14 protein-coding genes are annotated in these 19,264 nt (G+C 65.2%); 7 read left to right on the top strand and 7 right to left on the bottom strand.

What is annotated here, in order from left to right; genetic code table 11:
- Positions 1-74: 74 nt before the first annotated feature.
- Together H3V53_RS14605 and H3V53_RS14600 are read right to left on the bottom strand one after the other, a co-directional pair.
- Positions 75-362 (bottom strand): hypothetical protein, encoded by a 288-nt coding sequence (locus tag H3V53_RS14605; RefSeq protein ID WP_336598522.1) that lies wholly within the window; start codon positions 360-362, stop codon positions 75-77.
- Between the two features lie 109 nt (positions 363-471).
- A complete protein-coding gene (locus H3V53_RS14600; RefSeq protein WP_336598521.1) occupies positions 472-1,752 on the bottom strand; it encodes a putative bifunctional diguanylate cyclase/phosphodiesterase in 1,281 nt (426 codons plus the stop codon).
- Positions 1,753-2,093: 341 nt separating this feature from the next.
- On the opposite strand from H3V53_RS14600, the gene H3V53_RS14595 reads away from it, so the two are divergent.
- Positions 2,094-3,044 carry a LysR substrate-binding domain-containing protein gene (locus H3V53_RS14595; RefSeq protein WP_336598520.1) on the top strand — a complete coding sequence of 317 codons (951 nt, stop codon included), beginning with the start codon at positions 2,094-2,096 and terminating at the stop codon, positions 3,042-3,044.
- Positions 3,045-3,058: 14 nt separating this feature from the next.
- Here H3V53_RS14595 and H3V53_RS14590 read toward each other — a convergent pair whose 3' ends face one another.
- Genes H3V53_RS14590 through H3V53_RS14575 form a run of 4 tightly spaced genes read right to left on the bottom strand, consistent with a single transcriptional unit; the run spans position 3,059 to position 7,794 of the window.
- Positions 3,059-4,126, bottom strand: coding sequence for a 2-aminoethylphosphonate aminotransferase (locus H3V53_RS14590; protein ID WP_336598519.1), 1,068 nt, complete (start codon positions 4,124-4,126; stop codon positions 3,059-3,061).
- Entirely contained in the window at positions 4,126-5,310 is a 1,185-nt protein-coding gene (aepY, locus tag H3V53_RS14585) for a phosphonopyruvate decarboxylase (protein WP_336598518.1), read from the bottom strand. The genes H3V53_RS14590 and aepY overlap by 1 nt, the downstream gene beginning before the upstream one ends.
- A complete protein-coding gene (aepX, locus tag H3V53_RS14580) occupies positions 5,307-7,016 on the bottom strand; it encodes a phosphoenolpyruvate mutase (RefSeq protein ID WP_336598517.1) in 1,710 nt (569 codons plus the stop codon). Before aepX ends, aepY begins: the two co-directional genes overlap by 4 nt.
- 25 nt (positions 7,017-7,041) lie before the next feature.
- Positions 7,042-7,794 (bottom strand): phosphocholine cytidylyltransferase family protein, encoded by a 753-nt coding sequence (locus H3V53_RS14575; RefSeq protein ID WP_336598516.1) that lies wholly within the window; start codon positions 7,792-7,794, stop codon positions 7,042-7,044.
- A 272-nt stretch (positions 7,795-8,066) separates the two neighbouring features.
- Here H3V53_RS14575 and H3V53_RS14570 point away from each other — a divergent pair, with 272 nt between their 5' ends.
- The 3 genes from H3V53_RS14570 (at position 8,067) to H3V53_RS14560 (ending at position 12,955) form a co-directional block, all read left to right on the top strand.
- Complete coding sequence (locus tag H3V53_RS14570) at positions 8,067-9,170, top strand: J domain-containing protein (RefSeq protein WP_336598515.1); 1,104 nt, start codon at positions 8,067-8,069, stop codon at positions 9,168-9,170.
- Positions 9,171-9,378: 208 nt separating this feature from the next.
- Positions 9,379-10,920, top strand: coding sequence for a methyl-accepting chemotaxis protein (locus H3V53_RS14565; protein ID WP_336598514.1), 1,542 nt, complete (start codon positions 9,379-9,381; stop codon positions 10,918-10,920).
- 286 nt (positions 10,921-11,206) lie between these two features.
- Positions 11,207-12,955 (top strand): peptidoglycan D,D-transpeptidase FtsI family protein, encoded by a 1,749-nt coding sequence (locus tag H3V53_RS14560; RefSeq protein WP_336598513.1) that lies wholly within the window; start codon positions 11,207-11,209, stop codon positions 12,953-12,955.
- Between the two features lie 2 nt (positions 12,956-12,957).
- Here H3V53_RS14560 and H3V53_RS14555 read toward each other — a convergent pair whose 3' ends face one another.
- Positions 12,958-14,592 carry a hypothetical protein gene (locus tag H3V53_RS14555; RefSeq protein WP_336598578.1) on the bottom strand — a complete coding sequence of 545 codons (1,635 nt, stop codon included), beginning with the start codon at positions 14,590-14,592 and terminating at the stop codon, positions 12,958-12,960.
- Positions 14,593-14,947: 355 nt separating this feature from the next.
- Between H3V53_RS14555 and H3V53_RS14550 the strand changes: the two genes are divergently transcribed.
- The 3 genes from H3V53_RS14550 (at position 14,948) to H3V53_RS14540 (ending at position 19,096) form a co-directional block, all read left to right on the top strand.
- Positions 14,948-16,678 (top strand): M30 family zinc metallopeptidase, encoded by a 1,731-nt coding sequence (locus H3V53_RS14550; protein WP_336598512.1) that lies wholly within the window; start codon positions 14,948-14,950, stop codon positions 16,676-16,678.
- A gap of 64 nt (positions 16,679-16,742) precedes the next feature.
- Positions 16,743-17,135, top strand: coding sequence for a hypothetical protein (locus H3V53_RS14545; protein ID WP_336598511.1), 393 nt, complete (start codon positions 16,743-16,745; stop codon positions 17,133-17,135).
- A gap of 293 nt (positions 17,136-17,428) precedes the next feature.
- Positions 17,429-19,096 carry a phospholipase C gene (locus H3V53_RS14540; RefSeq protein WP_336598510.1) on the top strand — a complete coding sequence of 556 codons (1,668 nt, stop codon included), beginning with the start codon at positions 17,429-17,431 and terminating at the stop codon, positions 19,094-19,096.
- Positions 19,097-19,264 lie beyond the last annotated feature (168 nt).

The following is a 19,264-nucleotide window of genomic DNA, read 5'->3' as shown; positions in this document are numbered from 1 at the left end:
ATTTGCGTGCGATTTGCGTGCTATTCGCGCGTCTCATGCCGGCCGGCACGAGACGCGTTTTTTCTGTAGAAGACTTACTGCAATTGCCCATGAGCCAGCGGCTGCAACGCCGTCCAGTGAGTCCAGCCGCTCGCGCTATGCGGAGAAGTGACGCGCAATGCTCTCGAACCGTCGCGGAAATAGAGCGATTCCGCGAGGCACACTGTGATGTCGTCGATACCCGGCGTGCCGACAAAGCCTCGCTCATGGGTGAACGTCAGGTTGCCCTCGCGCAGGACATCGAGGTACATGTCACCGCTTTCCGGCAGCACCCGTTCAGCGCAATTGTTCAACAGCGTCACGGCGGCTTCTGCATCGAACATATTCTCTCTCCACATCATTGATCTCCTTTTCCCACTGCTTCAACACGCGTACGTCGCGCGCGCTACCCACTGAAACGGCACACTGCGATCCTGATGAGGGCCCGCAGCCTCACAGCGCTTGCGAATCTCTGCCAGCGCGCCTGCGAAAGTCATCGATAAAGCCGGCGTGTTCGAGCGGCCGCCCAAACAGAAATCCCTGCAGGCGGTCAACACCGTAATCACGTAAACATTCCGCCTGCTCCTGCGTTTCGACGCCCTCGGCTGTCACAGTCAAACCCATCGAATGCGCGATCTTCAGCATCCCCTCGACGATCGCAATCGAACGGCTTTCATGCGGCAGCCCCGCGACGAACGAGCGGTCGATCTTCAACCCGTGCACCGCGAAGCGCCGCAGATAGGACAGCGACGAAAAGCCGGTGCCGAAATCGTCGATCACGAACTTCACGCCCATGCCGGCAATCGCGGACATGCTCGAAATGACAGCCGATGTATCGGGCAACGGCGCGCCCTCCGTGATCTCCAGTTCGAGCGCGGCAGGCGAAAGCCCGCTCGATTCGAGAATGTGCGCGACCTTGCTGACGAAACGCCTGTTGAGTTGCAGCGGCGAGATGTTCACTGCGACGCACAAGTCAGGCGCGACGCTCCAGCGCCACTGCTCCGCTCGCACGCACGCCTGTTCCAGCACCCAGTCGCCCAGCCGTTCGATCAAGCCGGTGCGTTCGGCGATCGGCACGAACTGTGCGGGCGAAATCGCGCCGAGCTCGCCATGCGTCCAACGCAGCAGCGCTTCGGCGCACACTGTTCGAACCGGCTCGCGCTCCACAATCGGCTGCCACGCGAGCGCGAATTCGCCTTGCGCCAACGCTTGCGGTAATGCCGACTCGATCTTGATGCGACGCTCCATTTCGCCCTGAATGTCCTGCGTGAAAAATTGCAGGCGATTGCGGCCGCGCCGCTTGGCCGTGCGCATCGCCATCTCCGCGTTGCGCACGAGCCCGCCTGTATCGATGCCGCCCTCGGAGCGAAATGCGATGCCCACCGACGCGCCCACCGTGAAGTACTGCCCGTCGATCGCGAACGGCGCGCCGATCAGCGCAATGACCCTCTGCGCGTAGCGCGCCAGTTCCGCCGCTTCGCAGCGGTCGATCAGAACGAGAAACTCGTCGCTGCCCGACCGGGCGATCAGATCGCCCGCGCGCGCCGCGCCCGCGAGTCGATGCGCGACGGCTCTCAACACGCGATCGCCCGATTCGTAGCCGGCGGTTTCGTTGACGCGGCGGAAATCGTCGAGATTGATGAACAATGCCGCCGTGCATGACGAATTCAGCAACAGTGCGGCGCGCTCGATCACGTAAGCACGGCTGTACAAACCCGTGAGTGCATCGAACATCGAGCGGCGGTCGAAGCAGGTCTGCCGTCGCGATGTCCTGGCGTTTACGCGCATTGGGTTTTGCGAATCGTCGGTCGAATATCGGTCGGAATCGCACTGCAAGCGTTCCGTATGTGTTCCGGCAGGTTGGTCGAACATCGCGGTACTCCTATGCATATGTAGCGAACGCTGCATGTCGAACATGCGGCGACCCGCGTGCAGCGTTCAGACCAGCGAAGGCCATGCGGCGAACCTCAGGACGCGGCAATTCGGGCAGGTGTGGCAACGATAAGCCGCGCCACATTTTTCAGGAATGACCGGCATCACTAAACGCGTAAAGCGAGACTGAACGGGGTGCCACCATGAAAACGCATCAGCTGCGCACGCTCGTGGCCGTGGCGGACGCAGGCAGCGTTCGCGGCGCGGCGCGACTGCTCAACACGTCGCCCGCCGCCGTCACGCAAAGCCTTCAGTTATTGGAGGAGTCCATACAGATGCAGCTCGTGCTGCGCACGTCGTCGGGCGTGACGCTCACGGAACCGGGACAAACGCTGCTGACGCACGCGCGGCTGATCGTGTCGCAGCTCACGCGTGCTAATGAAGCACTTGATGCATTGCGCGGCAACACGCGCAAAAGACTTTCAGTGGCCGTCACGGCATGGGTGGCGCTGACGTTTTTGCCCGAAACGGTTGCGCGCTTTCGCGAGCAGATGCCGCAGATTCAGCTCGAACTGTTCGAAGGATTGCTCGCCATCGCCAGTCCGAAACTGCGCGACGGCAGCCTCGACATCTACGTTGGCCGGCAGACCCCAGGCGCGACGAGTTCCGAGTTTGCCTATCGGCCGATCTTCGCGTCGAGCCGCGCGGTGGTCGCGCGCCTAGGTCACCCGAACGCAGAGAGCCGCACGCTGGCGGATCTGCTGGAACTGGACTGGCTTGTCGCGCTCGATCCCGAAACGGAAGGTCAGGTGCCGTACCGGATGTTTGCGCAGTATGGCTTGCGCGTGCCGCGCAGCATTCACTATCTGCACTCGCTCGCCGTGGCCAATGCGCTGCTGAGAAACTCGGATATGGTCAGCATCTTTCCCTGGCCGCTAATCGAGCTGTGCGCCGAGCGCGATGGATTGTGCGCGCTGCCGTTACGCGAGCAGCTGGACGAATCGATGGTAGGCATCATCACGCGCAGCGGCGAGCCGCCCGATGCCGCATCGCGCTGTTTCATCGATTGCCTGCTGGAAACGGTGCGCGGCGGAAAGTGGATGCAGTCATCCGAAATCCGCCGCGCCATGCACTCCGTGGAGATATTGATCTGATCGCCGGGTGACGATCAGCGCATCAGTTCATCGAAGCTCGCAAGCAAGCGGTCGATGTCGGGTGCGTGAATGGCACCCATCGTCGAGATACGGAACAGTTCCTTCGACAATCCGCCCTGCCCCGCGTAGATCACGAAACCGCGTGCCTTCAGCGCGTCGTGCAGTTGCTCGTACGCAATGCCCTTCGGCAGACGATACGCGCGCAACACCACCGACGACTCCTGCGCCGGCAGCACGCTATCCATGCCGCGCGCCGCGAGGCCCGCACGCGCCTGCTCGGCAAGCGCCGCGTAGCGCGCGTGACGCGCCCGCCAGCCGCCTTCGTCGTCGAGTTCGCGCAGGGCTTCGACGAGCGCGTAATACGCGTGCACGGACGGCGTGAACGGCGTGTTGCGCTGATCCTGCAGACTCGCGAGACGCGCGAGCCCGAGGTAGTACGTGCGGCTCGCTGCCTGCGCCAGCGCATCGCGGCGCACGATCACGAACGCCGCGCCCGGCACTCCGTGCAGGCACTTGTTCGCCGTTGCCGCGACGGCGGCGATCGTGCCTTCGGCGAAGTCGATGTCTTCGGCGCCGAAGCTGCTCACGCCGTCGACGAGGATCTTGACGTTACGCGCGCGGCAAACCTGCGCGAGCGCCTTCAGATCGTTGAGCCGCCCCGTGGTGGTTTCGTGATGGATCACGGCGACATGCGTGATCGCCTTGTCGTCATCGAGCGCGGCTGCGATGCGCGCGAGGTCGGGCGCCTGCATCCATTCGTGCTTCACGATGCTGTGCGCGATGCGGTACTGCGTCGCGATCTGCGTGATGCGCTCGCCGTAGACGCCGTTCTCGACGATCAGCAGCTTGCCGTTCTCCGGCACGAGCGCCGCGATCATGCTTTCGACAGCCGCCGTGCCCGAGCCCGTCATCAGCACGGCGCTCCATTGCGCGGGATCGAGGTCGTACAGCTTGACGAGGCGCGCGCGGGCTTCGTCCTGCAAGTCGAAGAACTCGCCTTCGCGATGGCAAAGGTCCGTTTGCAGCAGGCTGTTGCGCACGCGCTCGGTGAGCGTGACGGGGCCAGGATTCATCAACAGCATCAGCGTGCTCCTTCGTTCGGACCGGTACGGGCGATGTGGCGCATCAGGCGCGTCTTCACATCGGGCGGTGTGATGGTCGGGCGCGGCAGACCGTCGGGCGTGCCGCGACGAATCGCGACGCGCACGAAGCGCGGGCCGTCGAGCAGCGGCGACGCAAACAGGTCGTCGATCAGGCTCACGTCGTCGCCTTCGACAGCCGACGCATAACCGCAGGCCGCCGCGACGCCCGCGAACGACACCTGCGGCGAAACCGTCGATTGCCCGCCCGTCGAATCGTGCGCGGCGTTGTCGAGCAGAATGTGCGTGAGGTTGGACGGACCGTACGCGCCGAGCGTCGCGAACACGCCCATGCGCATCAGCGCGGCGCCGTCGCCATCGAGCGCGACGACGTGCAGATCGGGACGCGTCAGCGCGAGGCCGAGCGCGAACGGCGTCAGGCATCCCATCGAGCCGACCATGTAAAGCTGGTTCGCACGGTCGTCGAGCGCGTAGAGTTCGCGTCCGCAAAATCCCGTCGACGCCAGCACGACGGTCGAATCCAACGGCGTATGCGCGATCACCCGTTGCAGCGCTTCGTTACGCGTGGGCAATGCGTCGGGCGCAACGCCACGCGATGCATCGCGCGGCGCGCGCACTTCGCGCTTCGTTGCGCGGCCCGCATCCCTCAACTCATACGGCGCGACGCTGCCCTTCTGCATCACGAGCGCGTACGGGCGGCCCGTCGCATCCATGTGCGCGACGGCGCGATCGAGCGCGGGGCCGATCGCGTCGGCTTGCGTCGGGAAGGTCTCCCACGGAATCTCCATCGTGTCGAGCATCGCGGGCGTGATCGGGCCCATCAACTGATGCTGCGGCTCGTCCGGCACACCAGGCTGGCCGCGCCACGTGACGATCAGCAATTGCGGCAGGCGGAAGGTCCACGTCAACGACGTCAGCGGACTCACGGCATTGCCGAGGCCCGAGTTCTGCATCATCGTGACTGCGCGCCGGCCGTTGCTTGCGCCAAGCGCCACGCCTGCGATGAACGCGACGGCATCGCCCTCGTTCGCCGCCGACACGTAGTGCAGTTGCGGGTCCTGCAGTACGTAGTTGATGAACGGCGTCAGGTACGAGCACGGCACGCCTGCGTACCAGTCGAAGCCGCGCTCGCGCGCCGCCTCGACGAACTGTGCTGCTTCGATCATTGCGCGGCGCCTCCCGCTGCATCGCCCTTTGCGAGCGGCGTGGCTTCGTGCGCGAAGTCGCCCGCACGACGGAAGTCTTCGAGGTCGTTCACGCCGCGCCAGTGGCCGTGCACGTATTGCACTTCGATTGCTTCGCCGGCTTCGATCAGCGCGTTGAGCAGCGCGGGCATGTCGAGCGAATCGAAGTCGGGGCGCGCGCGCAGCGCGTTCATCACCGCCTGCAGACGCGCACGGCCCTCACCGCGCACGTTCAGCAGACCGATCCAGCGGCCATGCGGCGCCTCGCCCTGTGTGCCCGCCTCGTTGTTCGACACGCGGCGCAGCAGCACCTTGTTGCCGAACAGGCCGCGATCGTCGGCGGACGAACACCACGCGAAGTCGCGCACGCTTTGATTCGTCGCACCCGCTTCGGCCACCGTCGTCGAATCGACGACCACGCTGAACGGCGCTTCGCTTTCGACCAGATCCCGCACGATGTAGCTGCGGAACAGCAGGTCGCCGTATGAAATCACCGTGTCGTTCTGCAGGTTATCGACGGCGCACGCGAGCGACGCGAGTTCGCCCGTCTGCTCGTGACGCTCGTTGACGACGAGCTTGATGCCCGCCGTGTCGATCGCATCGGCGCGATAGCCGCCCACCACGGTAATCTCGTTGACGCCCTGCTTCTTGAACGCATCGACCAGCCAGCGCAGCAGCGGCTTGCCCGCGATGGGCAGCATGACCTTCGGGCGGTCCGTCGTAACGGCTTCGAGGCCCTTGCCGCGGCTCGCGGCGAGCACGACAGCCGAGCCCGGCGCGCGCGACGCCGACAGATAACGCTCTTCGGCTTCCGAGTACTCGTCGGCATCCTGCAGACGGAAGATCTCGTTGACGGTCGCGATCCGGTCTTCGATATTCACGAGCGTCTGGCTCTCGTAGATTTCCTTGACGACCGCCTGCATCGCCGACGTCGCCGCGCGGATCTGATGGTTCGCCCAGATCACCGTGCTGATGCCCGCCTTGCGGAACACTTCCGTCGGCGTGCTGTAGTACTTGGTCGGCACGATCACGAGCGGGCCGCGCCCCGCCCATTCGCGCGCGAATTCGAGAATCTCGTCGGGGCGCGACAGCTTGCTGTGAATCAGGATCGCATCGGCGCCTGCCTGGCGATACGCTTCCGCGCGCTTGAGCGCTTCTTCCATGCCCCAGCCCGCGATCAGCGCCTCGACGCGCGCGACGATCGAGAAATGCTCGTCCGTTTGCGAGTCCTTGCCCGCCTTGATCTTGCCGCAGAATTCGTCGATATCGGCGAGCGGCTGCGCTTCGCCGTTGATGAAGCTGTTCGTCTTCGGGAACACCTTGTCTTCGATGCAGACGCCCGCAATGCCGCGCTGCTCCAGCTTGCGCACGAGGCGGCGCACGTTGTTGAAGTTGCCGTAGCCGGTGTCGCCGTCGAGCAGGATGGGTAGATCGCTCGCGTCGGCCATGAATTCGAGCGTATCCACGACTTGCGTCCAGCTTGCTTCGTTGTTGTCGCGCACGCCGAATTGCGCGGAGATCGACAGGCCCGAGCCCCAGATTCCCTTGAAGCCAGCCTCGCGCGCGATCCGCGCCGACAGGCCGTTATGGGCTTCCATCAGGAATTCGAGTTCGTTGCTGGTGAGCATCTGGCGCAGGCGTGCGCTGCGCGACAGGGTGGTGACGTAATTGGGTTCGCGTGCGTTCATTGTTTGGCTCCTATGTCGGCGCGATTCAGGCTTTGGCGCCTACGAGTTGCGGCAGGATGTGCTGCGTGGCTCGCGCAACGTCGTTGGGAAAATCGATTTCGATCCACGGCAGGCCGGTGACGTCGGCCGTTTCGAATGCGTGGCTGCGTTCGAGCAGCAGATCGCGTACGGCTTCCTCGTGCGGCAGATTTGCGCGTCCGCTCTCCACGTAGCCCGCGACGATCCGCGCAAAGCGCCGCGCAGCGTCTTCGGTAAAACGGAAAAAGCCGACCGACTCGCCGATCGTGTCGTAGTCGAGGCCGACGGCCAGTTGCTTGCGCAACTCGACGGGCACGCCGTTTTTCAGGCACAGCTTGACGGGTTCGTCGCCCGCTTCGTAGTCGCGGTCGAGCAGCAGACGGTTCGCGTGCTCGCCTGCGACGAGGGCGGCCAGCATGCGCTCGTCGTACAGCACGTCGGCGTCCATCAGCAGCACGTCGCCGCCGCGCGTGAGGGCATCGGCAACGGTATGCACGGTCAGCACGCTGCCCAGATCGAAACGCGGATTCAGCTTGATCTCGGGCACCTTGCGGCCCGTGCGCTGCAGTTCGGCTTCGACCTGCTCCGGCTGGAAGCCGAGCGCGAGCACCACTTCATCGACACCCACGGACTCGAGCATCTGCAGATGGCGCTCGATCAACGACACGCCTTCGAAACGCAGCAGACATTTTGGAAACTGCTCCCCCGGCGGTTGCTGGAGTCGCAAGCCGAGGCCCGCGGCAAGAATGATCGCTCGCATTCGATTTCCAGGGAAAAGAGTGAATGGATTTTCTGGATTTTTTATTCGGCGTCAGAAAGGCTTTCGCGTAGCGCGCCAGCGCCTTTCAGCCAGCCAAAAATGGCGACTATATCGGAATTGAGAACGACTTGCAGATCCGAGGGGCCGCTTTTGGCAATAGATGGAATTAGTTTGAAAAATGTGGTGATTTTGTTCGAAATAGACGCCGACTTGGTTGAATCAGCCGATGCAACGCTATGCTGCGTTTTCAGTAAATGGGAGGCAGCGGTTATATGAGCAAAGCAGCAAGCCGGTCGGTGACCATCGCGCCGGAAAAGCGGCAGGCGCATCGATCGAAAGGCCAGCGGTATTTCAATTCACTCGTCAAGCAGATCGAAAACCGGCGTGGACTCCTCGCGCAATGGGAAGCCTTTACGCCCGTTTTCCAGAAGCGCTATGTCGATGAGTTCATTCCGTTGAAGCAGGCTTCGATGGATGCGCAAGCGAAGCTCGTCCACCGCCTCGACGCACTACATAGCGACAAGGCGTTCAATGCCACCGAGCGCCGCCTGATCTCGCGACTGATCCGCGAACTGATGCAGTCGCTGATCGGCACGCACGGCGACCCCACGTTGAAGCCGATTCAGGACCGGCATGCCGACACCGCTTCCGGCACACCTGCCGAATTCGACATCGACAGCGCAAAGGCGATGATGGCGCAGATGTTCGGCGACGAATTCGTCGACGGACTCGATACGGATTCGCCCGAAGCGTTCATCAAGCACGCTGCGGAAAAGTTCGAGGAACTGCGCGCCGAGGCCACCGCGAAAGCGCAGGCGCGCGAGGAGCGCCGCGCGAAACGCAAGAAGACGCCCAAGCAACTCGCAGCCGAAGCGCGCAAGGAAGCGGCGCAGGCAGAAGTGAGCCAGTCGCTGCGCGATGTCTATCGCAAGCTCGCGAGCGCGCTGCATCCGGATCGCGAGCCCGACGCCGACGAGCGCACCCGCAAGACCGCATTGATGCAACGGGTCAACGAGGCGTACGCGAAACGCAAGCTGCTGCAATTGCTCGAGTTGCAACTCGAACTGGAACATATCGATCAGACAACCATCGACGGCATCAGCGAAGCAAGACTCGCGCACTACAACGAGGTGTTGCGCGAACAGCTTGGCGAACTGGACCGCGAACTATCGGACGTTGGCGCAAGGTTCAGAGCAACCTACGGGTTTCCATATGGGCCTCTCACGACCCCTGAACGCGCGATGGAAGATCTCGATGCGGAGATCGCGCACCGCGGGAACATGGTGCGCGGGATCGAAAACGATCTGCGCACATTCGACAACATCACGCAAACCAAAGCCTGGCTGAAAGCGCTCGAACGCCGTCAGCGCGACTGAGCGCGACGCCATCGTCCACGTCGAGCGCTAGCGTCCGGCATTTCGTCATACCAATACCCGTTATGCCGATTACGGGTTTCCCCGCCTCCTGCAAGCGTTTGCGCCGGTCGTAAACGCTGTCAGGCATTGCCTGACTTTGCCGCTATCAAACTCACACCCGTCTCGAAGACCGCTACTCGCAACCCCAGCCGCCACAAGCAGATACATCATGACCCTGAACAAGAAACTCGCCTCGATGATTGCCATCCTGTGGATCGGCCTGATCCTCATCGGAGCGTTCGGCGCCTGGCAAAACCGCTCGTCGATGATCGCCGACCGCCGCGATCAGCTGACGACGCTCGTCGAACAGGCCAATTCGATCGTCAACCGCTACTACACGCTGTCCCAGCAGCACGTGCTGTCCGAAGCCGACGCGAAAAAGCAGGCGCTCGACATGCTCGCGGCATTGCGCTATGGCACCGACGGCTATCTGTCCGTCAACGATTCGCAGCCCGTCATGCTGATGCATCCGTTCAAGCCCGCCCTCGTCGGCAAGAACATGTCGGGCTTCACGGACCCGGCGGGCAATCACCTGTTCGTCGACATCGTCAACGCGGCGGGCCAGGGCAAGGGCGGCTTCGTCGACTATCTGTGGGCGAAACCCGGCAGCGAAGAGCCCGTCGCGAAGACCAGCTACGCCATGCGCTTTGCGCCGTGGGACTGGGTGCTCGTCACGGGCATGTACATGGACGACGTGCAGAAAGCCTTCTTCGGCGACCTCGTGCGCTGGCTCGCGATCACCTTCGTGCTCGGCGCGATCGCGACCGTCGTGATGGTGCTCGTGCTGCGCAGCGTGAAGCGCACGCTCGGCGGCGATCTCGAAGTGGCCGTCGAAGCCACGCAGCGCATCGCGCGCGGCGATCTGGCCACGCCCGTGCCCATCGCGCACGACGACCGCGCGAGCCTGCTGCACGCGCTGCATACGATGCAGCGCGGCCTCGTCGATACGGTATCGCGCGTGCGCGCCGGCACTGAAAACATCAACGTCGGCGCGAGCGAAATCGCCGCGGGCAATACCGATCTGTCGCAGCGCACGGAACAGCAGGCGGCCGCGCTCGTGCAGACGGCATCGAGCATGGATGAGATGACGTCGAACGTGAAGCAGAACGCCGACAGCGCGGCGACGGCCGCCGAACTCGCGAGCCAGGCCGCCGATGTCGCGACGCGCGGCAGCCGCGTCGTCGACGATGTGGTGCGCACGATGGGCGACATCACGAACAGCTCGAAGCAGATCGGCGACATCATCGGCGTGATCGACGGCATTGCGTTCCAGACCAACATCCTCGCGCTGAACGCGGCCGTCGAAGCAGCGCGCGCGGGCGAACAGGGACGCGGCTTTGCAGTCGTGGCAGCGGAAGTGCGCAGTCTCGCGCAGCGCTCGGCGACGGCGGCCAAGGAAATCAAGGCGCTGATCGAAACGTCGACGGGCAGCGTCGAGGAAGGCGCGGCCCTCGTCGCCAACGCCGGCTCGACGATGGGCGAAATCGTCGCATCGGTGCGCCGCGTGAACGAGATTCTCGAAGAGATCAGCCATGCGTCGCGCGAGCAGAGCGCGGGCATCGAGCAGGTGAATCGCGCTGTCGGCGAGATGGATCAGGTCACGCAGCAAAACGCCGCGCTCGTCGAGCAGGCAGCGGCAGCCGCCCATTCGCTGAAGGACCAGGTCGGCGTGCTGCGCGAGGCGATCGCGAGCTTCTCGCTGCCGGCGTAATCCCCTCGCCTGCCGCCGCCTGTGCGCGGCGGCAAAAAGAAGGCGCTCATCGAGCGCCTTGTCAACACGCCGCGTCGGAGACGACGCATCAGTTGAACGGCCGGCTCCCCCCCGTTTTTTGAACGCGGCGCCGCACCTGTGTGCGCCAGCCCACTCTTGTCACGCCCCCCGCCGTCACGTTCACCAGGCAAAACCTTGCACGAAGCTCGCATAGATATTACGTTCTTATTACAATCTGTCCCACGTTCACTGTGGACCGGTTGCCAGAACGGCCGGCTTCGCTTTCATGATCCACAACAAAAACCGTGATCCGTACGCGCCCGTCGCGAAGAATCCCGTGCTCGTTGCGCGCCTGCCGATGTGGCGCTCGAAGCTGATCGTGATCCTCCTGTCCGCGGCCTTCGCTTCGCTCGTCGGCCGCGCTTTCTGGGTACAGGTCGTCAACCAGGACTTCTACGTCGAACAGGGGCAAAAGCGCTATCAGCGCACCATCGAGCTGGACGCGACGCGCGGGCGCATCGTCGATCGCAACGGCGCGCTGCTGGCCGTGAGCCTTGCGACCTATGAAATCTGGGCGTCGCCGAAACTGCTCGACGAAACGGCGTACCGGCCGCTTGCCAAGCTGCTCGACATGCCGCTCGCCGACCTCGCGCGCCGCGTGTCGGGCGACAAAAGCTTCGTGCTGCTCAAGCGCCAGGTCGACGCGCAAACGGCTGCGAGCATCGACGAGCTCAGGCTGGCGGGCATCACACGCATCGCCGACTCGAAGCGCTTCTATCCCGAGGGCGAATCGGCGGCGCACGTGGTCGGCTTCACCGACATCGAAGACAACGGCCAGGAAGGCATCGAGCTGGCCGCGAACGAACTGCTGACGGGTGAACCTGGCGAGCGCGAGGTGATTCGCGACCGGCTCGGCCGCGTGGTGTCGGATACGCGCCCGCTCACGCCGGCACAGCATGGCGCGACCGTCCATCTGACCGTCGATCGCCGCATCCAGGCGCTCGCCTATGCGCAGCTGAAGGCGGCCGTCGCGAAGCACAGCGCGCAGGCGGGCAGCGTCGTCGTGCTCGACGCGCGCAACGGCGAGATTCTCGCGCTCGCGAACTATCCGAGCTTCGACCCGAACGACCGCTCGCGTCTGACGGGCCGCCAGTTGCGCAACCGCGCCGTGGTCGACACGTTCGAGCCCGGCTCGACGATCAAGCCGCTGGTGCTCGCGCTGTCGCTCGATCAGGGGCTCGTCCGGCCCGGCACGATGATCGACACGGCGCCCGGCTGGTACAAGATCGGCCCGAACGTGATCCACGACACGTCGAACCACGGACGCATGACGATCGCAGAAGCCCTGCAGAAGTCGAGCAATATTGCGCTCGCGAAGCTCGCGCTGAACCTGCCCGCCGAAACCATCTGGAACAAGTATCAGGAATACGGACTGGGCCGCGCGCCCGCGCTGACGTTTCCGGGCGTCGCGGCGGGACGCGTGCGCCCGTTCGCGCGCTGGCGTCCCATCGAGCAGGCGACGATGGCGTACGGCTACGGGCTGTCGGCGTCGCTGCTGCAGATCGCGCAGGTGTACACGGCGTACGCGGGCGACGGCACGCTGCACCCCGCGACCTTGCTGCGTGACCCGGCGCGCGCCGCATCGGCGGACCCGCGCGTGACGACGCCCGCCACGGCGGCCGCGATCCGCTCGATGCTCGAAATGGCGACGGGCACGGGCGGCACGGGGCGCGCCGCCAACGTCGACGGCTACCGCGTGGGCGGCAAGACGGGCACGGCGCGCAAGCAGGTCGGCGCGAGCTACGCGAAGAACCGCTACCGGTCGCTGTTCGTCGGCATGGCGCCGATGAGCGATCCCCGCCTGATCGTCGCCGTGATGATCGATGATCCGGCGGGCCGCGCGTTTTATGGCGGCACGGTCGCGGGCCCCGTGTTCAGCGCGGTGACGGGCGGCTCGCTGCAATTGCTCGGCGTGCCGCCCGATGCGCCCGTGGCAGAGCCCGCGTCCGGGGCCGCCACCGCACCCGAAGTCTGAAGTCAGGCCGGGCGCATGCGGCTTGCCGCCAGTTCGCGCAGATCGCGCGCGACGTCGTCCATCACGGGCTGCCACTGCGCGAACTGGCGCTGCCGATAGAGCGTCGCCGTCGGATACCACGGGCTGTCGCTTCGCTGCGTCATCCACGTCCAATACGGATTCACGTCGAGCAGCACCCACACGCGCTGGCCGAGCGCGCCCGCCAGGTGCGCCGCCGACGTACAGACGCTGATCACCAGATCAAGTTCGCCGACGAATGCTGCCGTATCGTCGAAGCTGCGCCATTCGCGCGTGAAATCGGCCATCGGCAGCCCGGCGGCGCGGGCCGCATCCACATCGTCCTGCGCGCCCGGCTGCAGCGAATAGAACGCCACACCGTCGATATCGCGAAACGCCTGCGCATAACGCTCCCAGCCGACGCGCCGGAAGCGGTTGCGCCCGTGGTTCAGGCTGCCCGTCCACGCGAGCCCGACTTTCAGGCGCCGTTCGCTGGCGAGCCGCGCACGCCATGCCCCGCGCGCGGCCGGACCGGCATGCAGATAAGGCACCGCCGAAGGAATCGTCCCGACCTGCGTGCCGAGCATCAGCGGCGCGCTCACCAGCGGCAGTTCGTAATCGAACGGCGGCAATGCGTCGACCTCGTGCGCGGACGAATACGCATCGATGTGCGCGCCGAAACTGCGCGGCAACAGCGCGCCCATCTGCGCAAACGAGTTCCACACGATGCGTCCGCCCGCGCGATGCACGCGCTGCGCGAGCAACGGAATGAAGCGGCAAAACTGCAGCACGTCACCCATGCCCTGCTCGCCCCACACGAGCAGCGTCTTGCCCGCGAGCGGCTCGCCGCGCCATTGCGGCTTGCCGAGCGCCGGCCGGCCGCTCGTCAGCATGCTCGCGGGATCATCCCAGCGCGCTTCGTGCGCGCGCCAGCCCGCCACATAGTCGCCGCGCAACAGGTGCAGCACGCCGAGCGCCGTGCGCAACGACGCGTTGCCGGGCGCGAGCTCGCACGCTTTCGACGCATGCGTCTGCGCCTCGTCCCAGCATTGCGCCTCCTTGAGCGCCTGCGCGAGATTGCCGTGCGCGAGCGCGCTCGACGCATCGAGTTCGACGGCGCGCCGCGCCGCCGCGAGTGCTCCGTCGAGATCGAAACACGCGCGACGCGCGCTCATCAGGTTCAGCCACAAGCCGATGTCCGACGGGTCCGCCGCGACGGCCGCTTCGAGCAGTTGCCGCTCTTCGCCGACGTCGCCGCCCGTGCGATTCAGCGCGATCGCCAGGTTCTTGCGCAACTGCGCAAACGCGGGATCGAGCGCGAGCGCGCGGCGATACGGCGCAAGCGCATCGCGATCGCGACCCGCCATCTGCAGCGCGTAGCCGAGCCGCACGCTCGCCGCCGCGCTGCGCGGTTCCAGCCGCGCGACGGCTTGCGCGAGCGAGACAGCCAGAGCGGCGTGCTGCCGCCCGATCAGTTCGACCGTCAGCGCATCGACCGACGCGCTATCGGCGGCATGCAGATGCGCCGCCGCTTCGAGCCACAGTGCACGTGCACGCGTGTCGCCGCGTGATTGCGCATCGGCGGCATGGCGAAGAAAGTCGACGAAGGCGGCGACGAGGCTGACATGAATCGGCGGCATGACGGCGAATGAAGAACTGAACGATGCGCAGCAGCGCACGGCGTGAACGGGACGCTCATTCTGTGGGCAGGCGCCCGGCGCTGCGTAAAGAATCGTCAAGTGCAACGCCTTCGCGACCGGCGTTTTCGTCACGCGCCCGCCGGTCACGCGCCCTTGCGCAACTCAAGTCGCGCCCCGAGCCGCCGATATTCCGGCTGAGGTTCGCGCCTCACCTGTTGCTCCAGCGCTCCGAAGTCAGTTCGCCTCGTGCGTCGACGCCCGCGAGTCCGCCACGCGCACATCCCCACTGACACTTCGGCCCGGTCGCCCGACGACCGCGCCGTATCGACCGGCCACGCCGGAAAGGACGCCCGCGATGGGCCACCCGCGCATCAAACCAATAGCCGCACGCCTGACGACGCTTGCCTTCGCCGCTGCGCTCGCCGCGCTCGCCGCGTGCGGCGGCGGAGGCGGCGGCAGTTCGCCCGCCGCCAACACCGCGAAAGGCACGCCCGCCTCGAACAACCCGTCGGGCGTCGCCGCCGATGGCAAGCTGCACGCCGCCTGCCAGTCCTGCTCCGCCACGGGCGATTCGACCTACGCCGGCACGGGCACGGGTGTCTGGCAGGCGATCAATCCGAACGCAGCGGCCATCGACGTGCCCGTCAGCATCAGCGGCCTGTCGGGGCAAAACGTGACGCTCGTCTTCACCAACGAGAGCGCGAGCGCGCAATCCATGCCGCCCATCGCGCTGTCCGCGAGCATGTCGTCGTCGATCCTGCGCGCGCAGTCGCAGGCGGCCGCGACGCCCGTTTCGTCCAGCGGCGAGAGTGCCACGCGCGCCGCGATCCGCGACTTCAACTATCGCGGCTGGACGGCCTATGCGACGAACCCGGTCACGGCCACCGCACGCTTCGCGACCAGCGGCGGCAGTGGCGGCACAGCGGGCCCGACGTGGCATGTCGGCGACACGCGCGGCTTCTACTACACGGACGGCACGCAACGCACGACGACCCTCGAGCAGACAGCCAACACGTCCGATGGCACCGTCGTCAACCTGTGGGTCGAATCGACGGAAATCGGCGCCTCGAGAATCTCGCCGCAGATCGTCAACTCGCTGATCACGCAGTACGCGCAGGCGGGCGGCATCTACGACATGCTGGTGCGCGTGGGCGGCCCGCTGTATGGCCCGAACAACCAGGCGAGCCTGATCGACGGCACGCATCAGCCCATCGATCTCGTCGTGTTGAACTTCGACAACAACGGCCAGGCGTTTGGCCTGCTCGGCTACTTCTGGTCGCTCAATAACTTCAGGCGAAGCTCGGGGCTGCTTGCGACCAGCAACGAATCGGTGTCGCTGTATCTCGACTCGGAAACGCTGTATCTGGGCGGCACGTACGGCATGAACCAGATGCTCACGACGATGGCGCACGAGAGCATGCACATGCAGAACTTCTATCGACGCTCGGTGCTGATGGGCGCGCAATACGCGTTCGAACCGTGGCTCGAGGAAATGACGGCGATGATGATGGAGGACTGGGCGAGCGGCACCATCGTGCCCGGCTACAACGCGATCCGCGACGCGCGCTTCGTCACGTACCTGACGTACGCGGGACACGGCAGCTACAACTGCGGCCTGACGACGTGGACGCCATATGGCGCGGACTGCGAAAGCTATGCCGTGGACGGTTCGTTCGGCGGCTATCTGGACCGGCAGTTCGGGCTGTCGTTCTATCAGTCGCTGCTGGGCAGCCGCAACCACACGGATTCCCTCGATATCCTCAACGACGTCATCGCCAATGCGCGCCCGGGCGCCACCGTGCCGTCCCTGCTGCGCGATTTCGCGGCGGCGTCGGGCGGGCTGGTGCCGTTGTCGTCGAATGTCGCGGGCTATACGTTTCCGGCGCGCAACGAGGGCGGCTTTGCGCTGCCCGCAATCGATCCGACGTCGCTCTACAGAGGCCTGACGCGCGCGCTGCCGAACTCGGTGCCCGCGCAGCTCGCCCCACTCGGCGCGTTCCCCGTCGTGCGCGGGCGCGTAAGCGGCACGTACAGCGAAACCGTGCGCGTGCCCGTCGGCACGACGCTGTCGGTCATCGTCGATTGATAACCGTCGATGCGTGCTCTAATGCGTGCATCGGCCACCTCTCCCACGCACGTCGATGCTCGCGATGTCTGATCGGATCACCCCGCGAATCACCACGCGGATCACTACGCGAATCACCACGCGATGCGCCGCGTTGTGCGCGCTCGCGCTGATTCAGGCCGCCTGCGCCGCGACACTGCAACCCGGCGATGGCATCGACCTGTCGGGACGCTTCGCGCTGCGCGGCAACGAACCGTTCATCCACGCCGTCGTCTACGATGCGCGCGGCGTGTTCGAACTCGAAGGGCTCACGCGCGAGCAGGCGCTCTCGCTTCAAAACCAGCAGGTGAAAGTGCATGGCGTCGTCACGCGCGCCGACATGCATGGCGTGCAACTGCCCGCCGTGCGCGTCGAATCGCTGCGAACGGTATCGCCCGCCGCCTCTTCCACTCGGCCTTCCAACGCGCCCGCGCAGTAACTTTTCCCGCGTCAGGACGCGCGGCGCCAGGTCCGCGCCAGTCGCCTCGACGGAAACCGCGCCTGCCTGACAACTTCAGCAATACGGCCTTTCATGCTGCTATCCACGGATAACAGCGGCGAAAGCTGCACGACTCCATAAGTTCACAGGGCGATGGTTCAATGCGGTCGCGTCGGCATACGCCGATTTGCGGCATGCATCACGAAGCGGATCGTCGCCGCGTCGACCAGGCGCGCACACGACACGACCGCCCCGAAACAACGAACAAATCATCCCCCGGGAGCTACGTCATTATGTTTCGCCGAGCCTTGATAGCCGTTCCATGCGCCGGATTGGCGCTGTCGCTGTTCGCCTGTGGCAGCGACAGCCACGACCACCAGAGCGCGCAGAATTCCTTGCAGACCGCTACACCCATCAAGCATCTCGTCGTGATCTACGGCGAGAACGTTTCGTTCGATCACTACTTCGGCACGTACCCGAACGCGACGAATCCCGCTGGCGAGCCTGCGTTCACGGCGGCAGGCAACACGCCGGCGGCGAACGTCCTCACGGATGCGCTGAAGACCAACAACCCGAACCTGAATACGGGGAACGGCGCGGGCGCATCCAACCCGTTCCGCCTCGACCGCGCGCAGGCGGCCACGGCCGACCAGAACCACGCCTACACGGCGGAGCAGCAGGCGGGCAACAACGGCCTGCTCGACCTGTTCCCGAAGTTCACGGGCAAGGCTTCGAGCGGCGGCACGGGCGCGTTCTTCACGACGGGCCAGGTGATGGGGTACTTCGACGGCAACACCGTGACGGGCCTGTGGAACTACGCACAGAAGTTCGCGATGAGCGACAACGCGTGGACCTCGACGTACGGTCCTTCGACGCCCGGCGCGCTCGAAGTCGTCTCGGGCCAGACGAACGGCGTGCAGATCCTGAAGACGACGGCCAGCGTGTCGACGCTCGCGAAAAGCTCGTTTTTCATCAACGACGGCCAGGGCGGCATCACGATGATCAACGACGTCGATCCCGGCAACGACGTGTGCTCGAGCAAGACCGATCAGGTGCTGATGTCGGGCAAGAACATCGGCGACCTGCTCAACGCGAAGGGCATCACGTGGGGCGGCTTCATGGGCGGCTTCAACCTGGCCACGACGAATCCGAACGGCACGACGGGTTGCCAGCGCAGCACGGTCGCGACCGCCGTGGGCGCCGCGACGGCCGACTACATTCCGCACCACAACTGGTTCCAGTACTACGCGTCGACGGCGAACCCGCAACACACGCGCCCGAGTTCGACGGCCGCCATCGGCTTCAGCACGCAGACGGACGGCAAGACGGCCGAGCCCGCCAATCACCAGTACGACACCGACGACTTCTTTGCCGCTGTGAAGTCGGGCAACTATCCGTCGGTGAACTTCCTGAAGGCGCCCGCCGCGCAAGACGCGCACGCAGGCTACTCGGACCCGCTCGACGAACAGCAGTTCGTCGTGAAGGTCGTGAACTTCCTGCAGCAGCAGCCCGACTGGAACTCGACGGCCGTGATCGTCACGTATGACGACTCGGACGGCTGGTACGACCACCAGTACATGGCGCCCGTGCATGCATCGTTCGACGCGCAGGCCGACCAGCTGAACGGCTCCGGCGTGTGCGGCACGGGCACGCAACCGGCGGGCGTGAGCGGCGGCGCCGTGAACGGCCGCTGCGGTCCCGGCACGCGCATTCCGTTCCTCGTGATCTCGCCGTGGGCGAAGGCGAACTTCGTCGATCACACGTTCGTCGATCAGGCCTCCGTGGTGCGCTTCATCGAAGACAACTGGCTCGCCGGACAGCGCCTGGGCGGCGGATCGTTCGACGCGACCTCAGGCAGCATCATGTCGATGTTCGACTTCTCGTCGAACGGCGGCAAGCTCCCGCAGCTGTTCCTCGATCAGACGCTCGGCACGCAGGTGAGCTCGGTGCCGACCATCTGATGCATGCCTGACGCGAGCATGCAGGCGTAAGCGGCATCGCCGCGTGGCGAACGGGAAACCGGCGCAACGCGGCGCTTGCGCTTGGATCTGCGCTTGGATCTGCGTTTTTATCTGAGCGTGTATGCGCACTTGCACCTGCCGTCGTCGCGGCGCCCCCGTTTCGAACCT

Origin of the sequence: Paraburkholderia bengalensis (assembly GCF_037126505.1) — a bacterium.
In the GTDB taxonomy this organism is placed as follows: Bacteria; Pseudomonadota; Gammaproteobacteria; order Burkholderiales; family Burkholderiaceae; genus Paraburkholderia; species Paraburkholderia bengalensis.
This window is presented reverse-complemented; position numbering and strand designations above follow the sequence as displayed.

Coding starts and splice junctions, on each gene's coding strand:
- H3V53_RS14560 (WP_336598513.1), top strand. CDS start 11,207: ATGATCCACAACAAAAACCGTGATCCGTACGCGCCCGTCGCGAAGAAT.
- H3V53_RS14575 (WP_336598516.1), bottom strand. CDS start 7,794: ATGCGAGCGATCATTCTTGCCGCGGGCCTCGGCTTGCGACTCCAGCAA.
- H3V53_RS14600 (WP_336598521.1), bottom strand. CDS start 1,752: ATGTTCGATGCACTCACGGGTTTGTACAGCCGTGCTTACGTGATCGAG.
- H3V53_RS14595 (WP_336598520.1), top strand. CDS start 2,094: ATGAAAACGCATCAGCTGCGCACGCTCGTGGCCGTGGCGGACGCAGGC.
- H3V53_RS14555 (WP_336598578.1), bottom strand. CDS start 14,592: ATGCCGCCGATTCATGTCAGCCTCGTCGCCGCCTTCGTCGACTTTCTT.
- H3V53_RS14540 (WP_336598510.1), top strand. CDS start 17,429: ATGTTTCGCCGAGCCTTGATAGCCGTTCCATGCGCCGGATTGGCGCTG.
- aepX (WP_336598517.1), bottom strand. CDS start 7,016: ATGAACGCACGCGAACCCAATTACGTCACCACCCTGTCGCGCAGCGCA.
- H3V53_RS14565 (WP_336598514.1), top strand. CDS start 9,379: ATGACCCTGAACAAGAAACTCGCCTCGATGATTGCCATCCTGTGGATC.
- H3V53_RS14570 (WP_336598515.1), top strand. CDS start 8,067: ATGAGCAAAGCAGCAAGCCGGTCGGTGACCATCGCGCCGGAAAAGCGG.
- H3V53_RS14545 (WP_336598511.1), top strand. CDS start 16,743: ATGTCTGATCGGATCACCCCGCGAATCACCACGCGGATCACTACGCGA.
- aepY (WP_336598518.1), bottom strand. CDS start 5,310: ATGATCGAAGCAGCACAGTTCGTCGAGGCGGCGCGCGAGCGCGGCTTC.
- H3V53_RS14590 (WP_336598519.1), bottom strand. CDS start 4,126: ATGCTGTTGATGAATCCTGGCCCCGTCACGCTCACCGAGCGCGTGCGC.
- H3V53_RS14605 (WP_336598522.1), bottom strand. CDS start 362: ATGTTCGATGCAGAAGCCGCCGTGACGCTGTTGAACAATTGCGCTGAA.
- H3V53_RS14550 (WP_336598512.1), top strand. CDS start 14,948: ATGGGCCACCCGCGCATCAAACCAATAGCCGCACGCCTGACGACGCTT.